Annotated in this window: 15 protein-coding genes; 6 read left to right on the top strand and 9 right to left on the bottom strand. The window is 59.7% G+C overall.

The features are described 5' to 3' along the window. Nucleotides 1–72 precede the first annotated feature (72 nt). The gene (locus AC13RM_RS08725) at nt 73–972 is read left to right on the top strand and encodes a LysR family transcriptional regulator (protein ID WP_047632863.1); all 900 of its coding nucleotides are present in this window, start codon (nt 73–75) and stop codon (nt 970–972) included. A 35-nt stretch (nt 973–1,007) separates the two neighbouring features. Here AC13RM_RS08725 and AC13RM_RS08720 read toward each other — a convergent pair whose 3' ends face one another. From AC13RM_RS08720 to AC13RM_RS08690, 7 genes are all read right to left on the bottom strand, one after another. After that, nucleotides 1,008–3,008, bottom strand: a complete 2,001-nt coding sequence (locus tag AC13RM_RS08720; protein ID WP_488554921.1) for an ASKHA domain-containing protein — start codon at nt 3,006–3,008, stop codon at nt 1,008–1,010. A 54-nt stretch (nt 3,009–3,062) separates the two neighbouring features. Further along, a complete protein-coding gene (locus AC13RM_RS08715; protein ID WP_167077952.1) occupies nt 3,063–3,392 on the bottom strand; it encodes a hypothetical protein in 330 nt (109 codons plus the stop codon). 1 nt (nt 3,393) lies between these two features. After that, nucleotides 3,394–4,362: a methyltetrahydrofolate cobalamin methyltransferase gene (locus AC13RM_RS08710; protein WP_167077954.1), complete on the bottom strand. Its 969-nt coding sequence runs from the start codon at nt 4,360–4,362 to the stop codon at nt 3,394–3,396. 102 nt (nt 4,363–4,464) lie between these two features. Next, on the bottom strand, nt 4,465–5,571 hold the full coding sequence (locus AC13RM_RS08705) for a methylenetetrahydrofolate reductase (RefSeq protein WP_167077956.1): 1,107 nt from the start codon (nt 5,569–5,571) through the stop codon (nt 4,465–4,467). A 3-nt stretch (nt 5,572–5,574) separates the two neighbouring features. After that, nucleotides 5,575–6,153 carry a methylenetetrahydrofolate reductase C-terminal domain-containing protein gene (locus tag AC13RM_RS08700; RefSeq protein WP_167077958.1) on the bottom strand — a complete coding sequence of 193 codons (579 nt, stop codon included), beginning with the start codon at nt 6,151–6,153 and terminating at the stop codon, nt 5,575–5,577. Further along, a complete protein-coding gene (locus AC13RM_RS08695; RefSeq protein ID WP_167077960.1) occupies nt 6,146–6,448 on the bottom strand; it encodes a virulence factor in 303 nt (100 codons plus the stop codon). Before AC13RM_RS08695 ends, AC13RM_RS08700 begins: the two co-directional genes overlap by 8 nt. 234 nt (nt 6,449–6,682) lie before the next feature. Next, the gene (locus AC13RM_RS08690; protein ID WP_167077962.1) at nt 6,683–7,321 is read right to left on the bottom strand and encodes a DUF1638 domain-containing protein; all 639 of its coding nucleotides are present in this window, start codon (nt 7,319–7,321) and stop codon (nt 6,683–6,685) included. A gap of 15 nt (nt 7,322–7,336) precedes the next feature. Here AC13RM_RS08690 and AC13RM_RS08685 point away from each other — a divergent pair, with 15 nt between their 5' ends. Beyond that, nucleotides 7,337–7,498, top strand: coding sequence for an entericidin domain-containing protein (locus tag AC13RM_RS08685; protein ID WP_015340221.1), 162 nt, complete (start codon nt 7,337–7,339; stop codon nt 7,496–7,498). A 63-nt stretch (nt 7,499–7,561) separates the two neighbouring features. Here the strand turns inward: AC13RM_RS08685 and AC13RM_RS08680 are convergent, their stop codons facing one another. Further along, the gene (locus AC13RM_RS08680) at nt 7,562–8,263 is read right to left on the bottom strand and encodes a corrinoid protein (protein ID WP_112334822.1); all 702 of its coding nucleotides are present in this window, start codon (nt 8,261–8,263) and stop codon (nt 7,562–7,564) included. Nucleotides 8,264–8,522: 259 nt separating this feature from the next. Here AC13RM_RS08680 and AC13RM_RS08675 point away from each other — a divergent pair, with 259 nt between their 5' ends. The 3 genes from AC13RM_RS08675 (at nt 8,523) to AC13RM_RS08665 (ending at nt 11,711) form a co-directional block, all read left to right on the top strand. After that, nucleotides 8,523–10,103, top strand: a complete 1,581-nt coding sequence (locus tag AC13RM_RS08675) for a trimethylamine methyltransferase family protein (RefSeq protein ID WP_167077964.1) — start codon at nt 8,523–8,525, stop codon at nt 10,101–10,103. A gap of 101 nt (nt 10,104–10,204) precedes the next feature. Then, on the top strand, nt 10,205–10,897 hold the full coding sequence (locus AC13RM_RS08670; protein ID WP_167077966.1) for a ferredoxin: 693 nt from the start codon (nt 10,205–10,207) through the stop codon (nt 10,895–10,897). 85 nt (nt 10,898–10,982) lie between these two features. After that, nucleotides 10,983–11,711: a phosphodiester glycosidase family protein gene (locus AC13RM_RS08665; protein WP_285171487.1), complete on the top strand. Its 729-nt coding sequence runs from the start codon at nt 10,983–10,985 to the stop codon at nt 11,709–11,711. 69 nt (nt 11,712–11,780) lie between these two features. On the opposite strand, the gene AC13RM_RS08660 is transcribed toward AC13RM_RS08665, so the two are convergent. Further along, the gene (locus tag AC13RM_RS08660; protein ID WP_285171488.1) at nt 11,781–12,995 is read right to left on the bottom strand and encodes a glycosyltransferase family 2 protein; all 1,215 of its coding nucleotides are present in this window, start codon (nt 12,993–12,995) and stop codon (nt 11,781–11,783) included. Between the two features lie 297 nt (nt 12,996–13,292). On the opposite strand from AC13RM_RS08660, the gene AC13RM_RS08655 reads away from it, so the two are divergent. Further along, the gene (locus AC13RM_RS08655) at nt 13,293–14,282 is read left to right on the top strand and encodes a glycosyltransferase family 2 protein (protein ID WP_374817363.1); all 990 of its coding nucleotides are present in this window, start codon (nt 13,293–13,295) and stop codon (nt 14,280–14,282) included. Nucleotides 14,283–14,302 lie beyond the last annotated feature (20 nt).

Here is a 14,302-nt window from a genome sequence, read left to right as displayed (position 1 = left end):
GGTGCTTCGTTGACATTCAGACAAATGAAATGATATGGTGCTTAAGATCAGAAAAATTGAAAGGTAATCGATATGACCGTACCGTTCCGCCGGCCCATACCGTTGCTTGACAATGAAGTTCTGCGCACCTTCGTCGCGATTGCCGAAACCGGAAATTTCTCGACTGCGGCCGATGCCGTCTTTCGCACGCCCTCAGCTGTTTCCATGCAGATCAAGAAGCTGGAAGAGCAGCTCGGTGTCACGCTGTTCCTGCGCGATGCGCGCTCGGTGAGCCTGACGCAGCACGGCGAAATGCTGCTCTCCTATGCCCGCAATATTCTGGCACTCTCCAATGAGGCGGTGTCGCGCTTCATCATGCCCGAACTTAGCGGCGTGGTGCGGCTTGGCGCTCCCGACGATATCGGAGAGCGGCTGCTGCCGAGCATCCTTAAAAGCTTTTCAGAGAGCTATCCCGGCATCATGGTCGATGTAACAGTCGATATGAGCATCCAGCTCAAGAAGCGCATCGAAGAGCAGCGGCTGGATCTGGCGCTGATCAATTGCGCGACGCGTCCTTTCCCGACCGAAGGTGAAGTGATCTACACGGAGCGTCTCGTCTGGGCAGGTGCCAAGTGCGGTACCGCTTATCGCCGCGATCCTCTGCCGATTTCCATCTGGGAGGAGGGCTGCATCTGGCGGTCGGAAGCGATGGCGCAGCTGGAGCGGCAGAAACGTGCTTATCGCGTTTCCTATCTCAGCGCCCATACGATGGCGCAGCGCGCCGCGATCGTCTCCGACCTTGCCGTGGCGCCATTCCCACGCTCCTACATCACCGATGATATGGAAATACTCGGGCCGAATGAAGGACTGCCGGAGCTGACGTCCTTCGACATCCGTTTGCTGACGGCATCGCAGATGACCGGACCGATGAAGGCGGTGGCAGACAGCATCCGCCAGGCTTTTGTCGAGATCGGACGCAAAATGGCCGCGTGAACCGCGGTCAACCATCTCTTGGCCAAATTGTTTTCTTACTCGCGGCTGCGGCGACGCCTGCGGCCGCCGCTTTCTCCGCTATCGTCGGAGGTTTGCTTGCGTTCCGGCAATGTCACGACCTTCGAGAGTTCCGGGAAGGCATCGACCTTGTTCGGTAAGGCCATGGCGTAGACGAAATGCTCCTGAAACTTTGATTCAAGTGCCGTCTCTATCTTCTCGATTTTCCTGACCGTTTCCTCGATCTCGCGGCGATGGCCGCGGTTGAGAAGTGCCATGCGCGCGCCCGTGCCGGCGGCGTTGCCAACGGCCTTGACCTTGTCGAGTTCACAGTCGGGAATGAGTCCCAGCACCATCGCATATTTGGGATCGATGAAAGTGCCGAAGGCGCCGGCAAGGCCGATGCGGTCGACGTGATTGATGCCCTGCTTATCCATCAGCAGCTTGACGCCGGCATAAAGCGCTGCCTTGGCAAGCTGGATGGCGCGGATATCGTTCTGTGTCACCGTGATGCGCTGTTCGCCGTGGCGCAGCAGATAGGAGTATGTGCGGCCGTTCTGAAGGATGCGCGGCGAGCGTGCAGCCATCGAGCCATCGACGACGCCATCTTCCGAGATGATGCCGGTCAGGAACATTTCTGCGACGACCTCGATGATAGCCGAGCCGCAGATGCCGGTTACACCAACCTTAGCTGCGGCTTCTTCGAAGCCCGGCTCGTCCGACCATGGCTCGATGCCGATGACGCGGTAGCGCGGCTCCAGCGTGACGGGATCGATGCGAACGCGTTCGATGGCGCCGGGGGCGGCGCGCTGACCACTGGAAATTTCCGCGCCTTCAAAGGCCGGACCTGTCGGCGAAGAGGCAGCGACGACGCGGTGACGGTTGCCGAGGACGATCTCGGCATTGGTGCCGATATCGACCAGCAGCATCATCTCATCCTGGCGATGCGGCCCTTCGGCAAGCGTTGCTGCAGCTGCATCGGCGCCGACATGGCCGGCGATGCAGGGCAGCATGTAGATGCGTGTGCCCGTATTCATCGGCAGGCCGATCTCGGCCGATTTCAGATGCACGGCTCCGGATACGGCAAGCGCAAAGGGCGCGCCGCCAAGTTCGGTCGGGTCGATGCCGAGGAACAGGTGATGCATGATCGGATTGCCGACGAAGACGGCGTTCAGAATATCCTCGCGCGACACGCCGCCATCGGCGCAGACCTTGTCGATCAGGCCGTTCAAGGCTTCGCGGACGGCGTTGGTCATCGCCGCGCGGCCGTCCGGGTTCATCATCACATAGGAGACGCGGCTCATCAGATCCTCGCCGAAGCGGATCTGCGGGTTGGAGGCGCCGGCTGAAGCGACGGTTCTGCCCGACAGCAACGACGACAGATGCATGGCGATCGTCGTCGAACCGATATCGCAGGCAATGCCATAAGCTTCGTTCTTCAAGCCGGGGTAGAGCGCGATGAGGCGAGGGCGCTCGCTATCCTGATCGCGATGAATAGCGGCCGTCACCTTCCACTCGCCCTTGCGCAGGATCGACTGCACCTGCGGGATGAGGTGGAAATCCACTTCGAGATTGTCGTATTTCCAGTCTGCTGCGATTGCTGCCTTAAGGCGATCCAGATCGCCGAGCGGCTTGTGCATGTCGGGTTCCTCGACCTCGACGTAGCACATATGCACGGCCGCATCTCGGGCGATGACACGCTCGTCGGCCGCCTTTCGCACCACCTGCGCATTGATGACGGTATCCTGCGGCACGTCGATGACCAGATCGCCCTGGATGAGGGCGGAACAGGAGAGACGGCGGCCGTCGGGCAGGTCGCGCACCTCGGCATAGCGCTTTTCCTTCGGCCCGATCGGCGAAAGATGATCATTGGCCGAGACGATCTTGTGCTTGGCGAAATTGCCTTCCTGCACGGAGACCTGGCAACGCCCGCAGGTCGCACGGCCGCCACAGACGCTTTCGACATAGACGCCGAGCTGACGGGCTGCCTCCAGCACGGGCGTTCCCACGGGGAAATGGCCACGCTTGCCGGATGGCATGAAAAGGACGAGAGGTTTCGCGCTGTCGCTGGCTTCGGCCACGGATCAGCCTTTCTATTTGCTAAGGCGGCGCACGTTCGAGCGAACGCGCCTGCTATAGGGTTTTATCGCGGCGTGAGCGATCGCATCGGCGATGCTGCGCTGGCTTGTCGCGCCTGCAGCCGTCAGAGCCGCGAAACCCTGTTGCACCATTGCTGCGTTGACGGCAACGGCGCTTTCCGCCGCAGCCATCATCTTTTCTGAAAACATCCGGTTCATTTCAGCCGCGTTCACGCTGCCGGCAAGCGCGTCCATCCACATCTGCTGCAGCCGTATGGCGATCACGACAGGCGCTTGCAGCCAGAGTGTGGCAAGATCATTGGAAAGGCCGCGACCGGATGACATCTTATTCCCTCGCTGCCCCTGCACCGGCGCGCGCTGCACGACCGCCGCGGCGTCCGCCGCCGGCGGCAGGTGCCGCCGTTGCTGCGGCGGCTGCGACGCCGCCTTCGGCCGGCTTGTAGTCGCGATAGGTCATGATCCAGTTGGTGCAATTGGCGTCCGTGCCGTTCAGCACGTTGGCGGCGCGTACGGCTTCCATCTCCTGCGGACGGCAAGGGTTCATGATCGCCGAGGTCATGCCCGCGCCGATGACCATTGGGATGAAACCGGCATTGATGCCGTGGCGGTGCGGCAGGCCGAAGGAGATATTGGAGAGGCCGCAGGTGGTGTTGACCTTCAGCTCGTTGCGCAGGCGGTGCAGCAGCGCGAAAACCTGGCGGCCGGCGTCGCCAAGCGCTCCGATCGGCATGACGAGCGGGTCGACGACGATGTCGTGCGGCTTGATTCCGTAATCCATGGCGCGCTCGACGATCTTCTTGGCGACGGCGAAACGTACATCCGGATCCATGGAAATGCCTGTTTCGTCGTTCGAGATGGCGACGACGGGCACGTCGTATTTCTTGACCAGCGGCAGGATGGCTTCGAGCTTCTCTTCTTCGCCCGTAACGGAGTTGACCAGCGGCCGGCCCTTGGCAACCTTGAGTGCGGCTTCGATCGCTGCCGTGACTGAGCTGTCGATCGAGAGTGGTACGTCGACAAGGCCCTGCACGATCTCCAGCGTCTGCACCAGAAGACCCGGTTCGGTCTCGTTCGGATTGACCGAGGTGACGCCCGCATTGACGTCCAGCATGGTCGCACCGGCGGCGACCTGCTCCAGGGCGTCCTTGATGACGGTGTCGAAATTGCCTTCGATCATCTCGGCCGCGAGCTTCTTGCGCCCCGTCGGGTTGATGCGCTCGCCGATCACGCAGAAAGGCTGATCGAAGCCTATGATGATCTCGCGGGTGGCGGAGGCAACGATGGTACGCGTCATGTCTGATCCTCTGGTCAGTTGGCCCGATAGCTGGTCTATCGTGCGGTGATCTGGGTTACAAGCCGGCCGGTTCCTCTCCTGGCCTGCCTCTATCTATCGAACTCAATGCGTCTGCGGCGGCGTATGGTGAGCTGCGATTTCCGCCATCGCCTGCTGGTTTTCTTCCCGGCCTTCGCTGATCTGGTGCAGGCGCTCGGCAACCAGGGCGTCGCTGCGGCTGGCCTCGCGCTTCCAAGGCTGGCGGCCCTTCAGAACGCCGGAATCATGCACCATTTCGGCAACATATTCCTCCTGGCGGTAGGCCATGACGTGGATGCCGGAAACCCCCTCGATCTCCTTCACCTCGTTGATGATGTCGATGCAGAGCTGCTTGCCTTCCTTCTTCTGATCCTGCGCACCTTCGATGCGTTTGATGACTTCATCGGGAATGTGGACACCCGGCACATTGGAGCGCATCCAGCGGGCCGTCTTTGCCGAGGCGAGCGGGCCGACGCCGACGAGAATGAAGCATTTTTCGTTGAGGCCGAGATCGCGGACCTTCTTCATGTATTCGCGGAACATCGGCACGTCGTAGCAATACTGGCTCTGGACGAATTGCGCTCCGGCCTCGATTTTCTTTGCCAGCCGGTAGGGGCGGAAGTCGTAAGGAGGAGCGAAGGGATTGATGGCGGCGCCGAGAAAGACCTTCGGCGGCGACGTCAGCTTGCGGCCGGAGAGGAATTTGGCGTTGTCGCGCATGACGCGCACGGTTTCGAGCAGCGACATGCAATCGAGATCGAAGACCGGCTTGGCGCCCGGCTGATCGCCCGCCTGCACGCCGTCACCGGTCAGGCACATGATGTTGCACACACCCATCGCGGCAGCGCCCAGCACGTCGCCCTGAATGGCTATGCGGTTCTTGTCGCGGCAGGCAATCTGCATGATGGGCGCATAGCCCATGCGCGTCAAAAGCGCGCAAATGCCGACCGAAGACATATGGCAGTTGGCGCCGGAGGCATCGACGGCATTGATGCCGTCAACCCAGCCTTCGAAAATGGCGGCGCGCTCGTAGACGTCTTCGGCATTGGCGCTGTCGGGCGGGTTGAGTTCGGCTGTCACGGCGAACTCGCCGCGGCGGAGCACGCGTTCCAGCCGCCCCAGCGAGGAGTGGCCGGGTAGGGGATCGAGCGGCAGGTGAACGCCAAGCGGATTTTCATCGATATGCGACATCGCTCAGGCTTCCTTTTTTGCCGCTTCGCGGGCTGCTGCCGCTTCCGCCGTGACGCGAAGCCAGGAGGAGGTCTCGCGCAGCGACTGGTTCACGGGCTTCTGCACCTTCAGGATCGCGTCGCCGTGGGTCATGTTCCTCGAGCCGTTCCAGGCCTGCACCCAGACGCAGGGCATATCAGGCTCCACTTCGCAATTGCCATTGGCGCGAACGCCGCCGCAGGGCCCGTTGCGCAGCTGCTTGGGACAGTTCATCGGACAGGACATGCCCGTCGACGACAGCGCGCATTGGCCGCACATGCGGCAATCGAACAGGAAGCCCTTCACATTGCGTTCGATGAAGGTGATCGGGCGCTCCACGCGGTCATAGCCGAATGCCTTCCACAGCGGATGAAGCAGGAGGAAGGCGTCGGCGAAGCGACGGTAGAACCATTCCAAGAAACGTGAGTGACGCACGGCCCAGAGACGGACCGTATATTTGCGCCGGGCGCGGCGGTTGGGCGAGACATCGGCTGGCGTGTAGGCGCCGCTGGCCGCCTTTGCACCCGCGGCGGCATTGCCAGGTTTCTGTACGGCATCAGCCATTGTCGCGGCCTCCGGCCTTCACCAGCGCCACCAGCCGCTCGCGATCATAGGCGGCCTCAAGCTCGCCGGCTGCCTTGTCTGCTTCAGCTTCGAGTTCGTCTGATACCGGCACGGGATCCGCTTTGCGCCATTCGGCGAGATAGTCGTCGGTTTCGGCTGCACCCGTGCGCATGGCGCACATGTCGATTGCTTCGGTAAAGCGCAGCGAAAGCTCACGTTTTGCCGTCTGCCTGCCCTTTTTGATGATCACCTGGGCCGGAATGTCCCGCCAGTAGACGACAATGCGATCTGCCATGCACAAATCTCCTCTTCACGCCAGAATGCACGCCGGCCGACCTCGGGACTGCGCTCGCCACGACGCGGCACATGCCGAAAAGCGACGCCGCATGAAAAGCTTATCTTCCAGCGTTCCTAACGGGCATTTTCCTTTGAAATTACCAGGTTCGAACTGTGATTGAATGTGTCTTACTCGTCCAGCATGTCGGTGACGACAAAGAAGCAGCCAGCAGGAAACGACAAGGCGTCGCAATCAGACGACCGACAACTCGCGGCCAAGATCGCCGTATCCGGTGTAGCGATATTCGTAGTCCAGGCCGAGATAGGCGGCCGCCTCCTTCGCCTTTGCCTGCAGCGCCGGATCTTCCTCCTGCGAGAGATAGACGACCTTGCGATAGTTGCCGAAATACATGTCGCGCAGCTCCGGATGACGATCGAGGCCGAGCGGGACGATGACGAAGGCTTCGAACTGGCGGGCGAGGAAGTCGGTGAGGAAGAACGAGGTGATATCATCGTCGCGCGCGGCGAAAGCCTCATTGCCGGTAAAGAAGGAATAACAATGCGGGCCGGACAGGCGCTCTATTCCCTCGCGTTCGCAAATCCTGTCGATATCGCCGCCGGTGCCGCAATCGGCATAGCCGATGAAGATCTTCTCGAAGCCGCGCGAGCGGGCATCGGCAATCGCTTCTTCCAGGGCTGGCGCGATCTTCTGTGGATAGGAATGATAGATTGCAGGAAGACAGTGCAGATCGATGTGATCGAGCCCGTTTATTCTAGAGACTGCCAGTATTTCGCGCGCGATTGCGCCGCACGCGATCACATGAACTTTTTGAGTTGCTGCGCGTTTATCGGGCGGAGGGCTTTTCTCCGAATCTTGCCGATCAACATCCATTCAAAGGGGCTCCTGATGATGACCGTATCGACAACAAGCAAAATCGCCGCTGCCTTCGCCGTGCTTATGGTGCTTGCTTCGTGCTCCAACACCATTCGTGGCATGGGCAGAGATACGGCAAACGCCGTCAATGCGACGGAAGATGCCGGTCATACCGTCAAGAAGGCTGCTCAGTAACTCATTTGGGATGCCCACGGGCCGGCGACAACCTTTCCGTCGCCGGCTCGGAGAAATAAAGGCTCAGGCGCCGGCAGCCAGGCTGTTGTGCTTGCGCTTCATGAATTCCTTGGCGGTTTCGACCGCCACGGCGGCGTCGCGGCAATAGGCGTCAGCACCCACGGCCTTGCCGAACTCCTCGTTCAGCGGCGCACCGCCGACCAGCACGACGTAATCGTCGCGCAGGCCCTTTTCCTTCAGCGTATCGATGACGACCTTCATATAGGGCATCGTCGTGGTCAGCAGGGCCGACATGCCGAGGATGTCGGGCTGTTCGCGCTCGATGGCGTCGAGGTAGTTTTCGACCGGATTGTTGATACCGAGGTCGATGACGTCGAAGCCGGCGCCCTCCATCATCATGCCGACGAGGTTCTTGCCGATGTCGTGAATGTCGCCCTTGACGGTTCCGATCACCATTTTGCCCAGCTTCGGTGCACCGGTCTGCGCAAGAAGCGGACGCAGGATAAACATGCCGGCCTTCATTGCATTGGCGGACAGCAGAACTTCCGGAACGAAGAGAATGCCGTCGCGGAAGTCGATGCCGACGATGCGCATGCCTTCGACCAGCGCCTGGGTCAGAATATCGTAAGGGGCCCAGCCACGCTCCAGGAGAATATTGGTGGCTTCCTCGATTTCTTCCTTCAAGCCGTCATACAGGTCGTCATGCATCTGCTGCACGAGCTCTTCATCAGAAAGTTCCGAGAGAATGATTTCGTCGTCAGACATGCGCTCCATCCCATTTTCGTGCAATGCATCAGAGACTTGTATAAAACACTGCCGCCATTACCGATAGACCGGAAGGCCGCCAAAACTCTTTTTGAATGCGACGTCGCGCGGATCAATCGCGACGGACGAAGAACAGTTGATATTAGCAGCCCATGTCTGTCCTATGCTAATTGCTGGCGCATTAAGGAACGTCCGCTTGGCGGAATCGGGTAGCATGGGGCCTGATAGACGCATCCATGCGCAGGAGTGAGGAAACATCATGGACGATATGATTGAGCAACCGGCTGCAGGCAATGATGGCGGTGGACGGCGTTCGCGCAGCGAGGGCAGGGGCGCGGCAGCGCGGCGCGCTTCGCGCAGCGGCGGCGGGCCGGGCCCTTCACTTCCCTATATCACCCGTAAGATCGGCGTCTACGAAGTGCTCGACGAAGAAGGCCTGCAGCTCATCGAGCGCAATGCCGACACGGTTCTGGAAGAAATCGGCATCGAGTTTCGCGACGATGCGGAAGCTCTCGAACTTTGGAAGGAGGCCGGCGCCGACGTACGCGGCCAGCGCGTGCATTTTCCGAAAGGACTTTGCCGCGAGCTTCTGAAGACGGCGCCGAAGGAATTTACCTGGCATGCGCGTAACAGCGCCCGCAACGCCCATGTCGGCGGCAAGGCGACGATTTTCGCGCCAGTCTATGGCCCCCCCTTCGTGCGCGATCTCGAGGGCAACCGCCGCTATGCGACGATCGAGGATTTCCGCAATTTCGTGAAGCTCGCCTATATGGCGCCGTCGATGCATTCGTCCGGCGGCACGGTCTGCGAGCCTGTCGATATCCCGGTCAACAAGCGCCATCTCGATATGGTCTATAGCCATATCAAATATTCCGATAAGCCGTTCATGGGCTCGGTCACGGCACCGGAGCGTGCCGAGGACACTATCGCGATGGCGAAGATCGTCTTTGGCGACGATTTCGTCGAGAATAATTGCGTGACGCTGAACCTCATCAACGCCAATTCGCCGATGGTCTTCGACGAGACCATGCTCGGCGCCCTGAAGGTCTATGCGCGGCACAATCAGGCATCGGTCGTTTCGCCCTTCATTCTCTCAGGCGCGATGAGCCCGGTGACAGTGGCGGGCACGCTGACGCAGATTCTGGCCGAAGTGCTGGCAGGTGCTTCCTTCACACAGCTGATCCGGAAGGGCTCGCCGGTGCTCTACGGCACCTTTGCCGCCTCGATCTCGATGCAGTCGGGTGCACCGACCTTCGGCACGCCGGAGCCGTCGCTGGTTTCCTATGGCGCAGCACAGCTTGCCCGCCGTCTCGGCCTGCCGTTCCGTACTGGCGGCTCGCTTTGCGGCTCCAAGATTCCGGATGCGCAGGCGGCGCATGAATCGGCCAATACCTTGAACATGACGCTGCTGGCCGGCACGAATTTCGTGCTGCATGCGGCCGGTTGGCTCGAAGGCGGTCTCGTCTCCTCCTACGAGAAGTTCATGATCGATCAGGACCAGCTCGGCATGATGCAGAAGATGGCCGAAGGCGTCGATCTCTCGGAGAATGGCCAGGCGCTCGATGCCATCCGCGAAGTCGGTCCGGGCAGCCACTATCTCGGCTGCGGCCACACGCAGGCAAATTTCCAGTCGGCCTTCTATCGTTCGCCGCTCGCCGATAACAATTCCTTCGAGCAGTGGGAGATCGAAGGCCAGAAGCGCATCGAGCAGCGCGCCAATGCGCTTTGCCGTTCCTGGCTCGATCACTACGAAGCGCCGCCGCTCGATCCGGCCATCGACCAGGCCCTCCTCGCCTATATCCAGAAGCGCAAGGATTCCATGCCGGACGCCTTCACCTGAAGAGAGCCCGAGGCCGCCAGGGAGCAAGGCGGTGCAACACGTGTTGCCGACCTGATCCAGAAGGAAGTCTGGCGGCCGCACTATGAATATAAGGGGCCACGGTGAGCCGCGGCCCTGCCATCTTCGAACAACTCCGTGCGGCGCTCGGCGTCCACGGAGTTTTCGTTCGCGGCTGTCTGTCTTTCCACGAAGGCGAGGGGCCGCTCCTGAGCGATGGCACGACAGCCCGCAGCGTCATCCTGCTCGGCAATATCGGCGGCTCGATCTGGCCGGCGTTCTCGAAATGGCTGGATATGCCCGACAAAGAGATGCGCAAAGATCCCCTCGATGACTGGTCGAAGGCGATTATCCGGCCGGTGGCAAGCGGGTTGGGGGCTACGGCCTATTTTCCTTCGGACCCTCCTTGGCAGCCGTTCCAGCGATGGGCCATGCAAGCCGAGGGCTTGAAAGCGTCGCCGCTCGGCATCTTGATCCATCCGGACTATGGTCTGTGGCACGGATATCGCGGCGCATTGGGATTTGCCGATGTGCTGGAAGGAATGGAGGTGCCGCCGTTTTCTCCGCATCCATGCGATTTATGCATGGAGAAGCCTTGTCTTGCCGCCTGCCCCGTTGGAGCGATAACGGCAGCCGGCTTCGATGCTCCGGTCTGCCGGTCGCATTTGCGCACGCCGACTGGGCAGGCTGGCTGCATGGCCGGCGGCTGCCTTGCACGCAATGCCTGCCCGGTCGGGGCAGGCTATCGTTATCCTGCCGCGCAGCTTGCATTCCATATGGCTGCACTCCAGCTTTAGTTGTCACACCTTCCTTGTTTCGCCGCATTGCGATGCGTTCTGAAGCCTGTGTTATTCATGCGGGGCTATACGTTTGATTCGATTGATGGTCGTCCTTGCCGTTCTTGCCTTTGCCGCCACTGCATCGGCCGGCGAAGCCTGTCGGAAGATCCAACATCTCGGGGAGGGTTATACGGTCTGCACTTTCGATGCGGTCAGCGACGACATTCAGATTTTCCAGAACGATCGCAGCGGCAAGCCTTATGGCTCTTTCCGCGCCTTGGAAAATGATCTGCGTCAGGATCGCATCTACGTGCGCTTTGCCATGAATGGCGGCATGTATCTCGACGACCAGTCTCCTGTGGGCCTCTTTGTCGAAAACGGACGTGAGGTGAAGGCGATCAACACCAACAAGGGATGGGGCAACTTTCATCTCCTGCCAAACGGGGTCTTCTATCTCGGGTCGGGCAAGGCTGGGATCATGGAAAGCAAGGCATTCGCAGCTTCCGGCATCAAGCCTTTTTACGCAACCCAATCAGGCCCGATGCTGGTCATCAGCGGCAAGGTCCATCCGTCATTTCTAGCCGACAGTCCGAGCTTAAAGACACGAAACGGCGTTGGCGTTACCTCTGACGGCAAGGTCGTCTTCGCCATTTCCGATGGCGCGGTGCGTTTCCACGACTTTGCAACGCTGTTTCGCGACGAGTTGAAATGTCCGAATGCGCTATTTCTCGATGGCAGCATCTCCAGCCTCGATATCCCGGAATGGCAAAGGCGCGACAGCCTGTTTCCGCTCGGGCCGATCATCGCAGTGACGGAAATGCTGCCCGGCTGATGTGAAACCATAAAAAAGGCTCCGCCGAGCATTGCGCGACGGAGCCCCCTTGGCGTTCGATGTCAGATCTCAGACGAACTGATCGATATAGGTCATGATGCTGAACAGGCCGTCCTTCGGACCCGGATTGGCCGGGAAATCCTCGGTGAAGCGGAGATAGGCCCTTGGATTGCCGCCATAGCTGCCGGTCTGCGGCGCTTCTCTCGAGAGATGCTGCCGGATCGACTGTGGGAGAAGATTGATCGTGGCGTCGTCGATGATCGGTTCGATGATGACGGGTTCACCGTTGAAAGCGATTGCCTCCGTTGCGGCGGTGGAGATGCCTGCCAGCTTGCGGATCTGATCATAGGATTCCGGCGGCAACGGCGTCGGCAAGTAGGCCGCCATGCGGTGATACATGATATAGGCTTCGACCCAGTTCTGCGCGTTGACATGCAGGCGCATGGCGACCGCCTGGCGCTGCAGCATGAATTCGGTGATGCGAGGCATCAGCGAGCCGCGGTAGTCAGGCGGATAGCGGTTATCGCGCAGCGCCTGCGAGGCGAGGTATTCGAGGCCGCCTCTATAGGTATCCCACTGGAACATGCACTCCTTGTTGCCCTGCTGCAGGCGCGGATCGTCGGAAACGGCGGTCACGCGCGCGAAAGGCTCCGGCATGAACAGCACGTCGGCCTTGTCCAATGCGCGGGTCGTATAGAGGAATGCCCAGAAGATGAACGGCGTCGGGCTGGAAATCGACTTCAGAAGAACGTCGCGCCGGATGATCATGAATTCGGGGAAGATGTGACGGTCGAGAATGAATTCCAGCATAGAGCGGAAGTCACCCTTGGCGTGACGCGTCGGATAGGAGAGGTGATAGAAGGGCTCCATATCGCCGCCACCCGGCCGCGCGTCGACCAGAAGCCACGGCGCCTGGATCATGCCGATATTCTTGTCGTCCACCATGATGCGAAGATATTCGACGACTTTTTCCGGGATCAGCAAATCGTCGTCGCCGAGGAAAACCGCGTAATGGCCGCGGGCTCTCTGCATCGCAAAGGCGTAGTTGCTGATGAAACCGGAATTGCGCGCCCGGCGATAGGCGCTGATTTCCGGATGATGCGAGATCGACTGAATGTAGGCTGCGGTCTCATCCGTCGAACAATCGTCGACAATGACGATTTCGAAAGGGAGGCCTAGCCGCCGAAATTCTTCCAGGTGGAAATTGACGTTCCGCTCGAGCATGAACTGACGGTTATAGGTCGGAACGCAGATCGAAAGGACGGGGACTTGAGCAGAAGACATCGATATTCTCCACGAGGCATCAGCGCGATTCTATGCATGGACTTCGATCCATGAATAAGCCGGATTGCTTTCGCGGGGCTGGAGAGTTTTGAGCGATCCGAGTGTGGGAAGCGCTTATGCTCCAGTTCAGTGCAAGTTCCGCTCTTTATGCTCCGGCCAGCGCATTCTGCAATCCCGGCAGGAAGCGATTGCCGTTTTCGAGGGTGCCTCTTCCTGGAAAATGGCCGGATAGCCCGAGGCACATGGATCGACCGATACCTCCAGGGTTTGGCATCCATGTCAGCATCAGGAGACCCTGTGAGCAAAGTCAGCGTCATCATTCCCGCCTATAAAGCGCAGGAATCCATCGGTGAAACGATTGCCGCGGTTCTTGAAAATCGTGACGTTCTGGAGGTGATCGTCGTCGACGACATGTCTCCCGATGCCACCGCGATGATTGTCGAGCGACATGCTCAGCGCGATCAGCGGGTGCGCTTGCTGCGCAATCCGCAAAATGGCGGAGCGGGATATAGCCGGAATGCCGGCATGGCCGCCGCGCGCGGCGACTATTATTACTTTCTCGACGCGGACGACATTGTAGCACATCGCTCGATCGATGAAGTCGTCCATCACATGGAAGCCAATGGCTGCGATGTGATGGTGTTTCGTTATCGCTATGTCACCGAGAAGAACGGTCGTCTCGATCCGATGCTGCCGATCGATAATGATGCCTGGCAAGCGCTGCTCGGCGATACTGATATAGGCATTTTTACGCTCGATCAGTGCGAGCGATTGCTGTTCACGGTGAATTTCCCCTGGAACAAGATCGTGAGCGCCAAGCTATGCAGGGAAACGGGTCTGCACTTCTCGGAGACGCGTGTCCATAACGATATCTATGCTCACTGGCACATCTATCTGCACGCCCGGAAGATCGGCATGATGAATCGCTATCTCATCGGCCACCGCGTCTATCAGGACAGGGCGCAGCTGACCAATGTCTTCACCGAAAAGCGCTTCGAGGTCTTCAAGGCCTTTGCGGAGGTGGAGGCGTTGTTCGCGCGCCTGCCGCGGATGAAAGAGGTCTATTACCAGTGGTTCCTTCGCAGCAAGTTCGATTTGCTCGATTGGATCTATCCGCAATTGCCCCTGGATCTCAGGGAACGTTTCTTCGCGCTGGTTCGGCAATGCTATGAAGATTATGGCCAAGCTGACTATGAGAACGTGCGCAGGCAGTCGTTCGAGACTGCGGATATTGCGCTCAGGCTGAAACAGGCTCCTCATTTGATACTCGGCAAGACGCCAAGATAGTCGGCTAAGATAGTATTCGG

The sequence above is a fragment of the Martinezella sp. CNPSo 3732 genome, assembly GCF_057784515.1.
Note: the sequence above shows the minus strand (reverse complement) of the source record. Positions and strands in the feature narration are given on the sequence as shown.

Bases quoted from the DNA above. Each gene is read 5' to 3' on its own strand.
- AC13RM_RS08705 (WP_167077956.1), bottom strand. From the start codon at position 5,571: ATGTCGCATATCGATGAAAATCCGCTTGGCGTTCACCTGCCGCTCGAT.
- AC13RM_RS08680 (WP_112334822.1), bottom strand. From the start codon at position 8,263: ATGTCTGACGACGAAATCATTCTCTCGGAACTTTCTGATGAAGAGCTC.
- AC13RM_RS08700 (WP_167077958.1), bottom strand. From the start codon at position 6,153: ATGGCTGATGCCGTACAGAAACCTGGCAATGCCGCCGCGGGTGCAAAG.
- AC13RM_RS08660 (WP_285171488.1), bottom strand. From the start codon at position 12,995: ATGTCTTCTGCTCAAGTCCCCGTCCTTTCGATCTGCGTTCCGACCTAT.
- AC13RM_RS08695 (WP_167077960.1), bottom strand. From the start codon at position 6,448: ATGGCAGATCGCATTGTCGTCTACTGGCGGGACATTCCGGCCCAGGTG.
- AC13RM_RS08710 (WP_167077954.1), bottom strand. From the start codon at position 4,362: ATGACGCGTACCATCGTTGCCTCCGCCACCCGCGAGATCATCATAGGC.
- AC13RM_RS08685 (WP_015340221.1), top strand. From the start codon at position 7,337: ATGATGACCGTATCGACAACAAGCAAAATCGCCGCTGCCTTCGCCGTG.
- AC13RM_RS08690 (WP_167077962.1), bottom strand. From the start codon at position 7,321: ATGGATGTTGATCGGCAAGATTCGGAGAAAAGCCCTCCGCCCGATAAA.
- AC13RM_RS08665 (WP_285171487.1), top strand. From the start codon at position 10,983: ATGGTCGTCCTTGCCGTTCTTGCCTTTGCCGCCACTGCATCGGCCGGC.
- AC13RM_RS08720 (WP_488554921.1), bottom strand. From the start codon at position 3,008: ATGCCATCCGGCAAGCGTGGCCATTTCCCCGTGGGAACGCCCGTGCTG.
- AC13RM_RS08725 (WP_047632863.1), top strand. From the start codon at position 73: ATGACCGTACCGTTCCGCCGGCCCATACCGTTGCTTGACAATGAAGTT.
- AC13RM_RS08675 (WP_167077964.1), top strand. From the start codon at position 8,523: ATGGACGATATGATTGAGCAACCGGCTGCAGGCAATGATGGCGGTGGA.
- AC13RM_RS08715 (WP_167077952.1), bottom strand. From the start codon at position 3,392: ATGTCATCCGGTCGCGGCCTTTCCAATGATCTTGCCACACTCTGGCTG.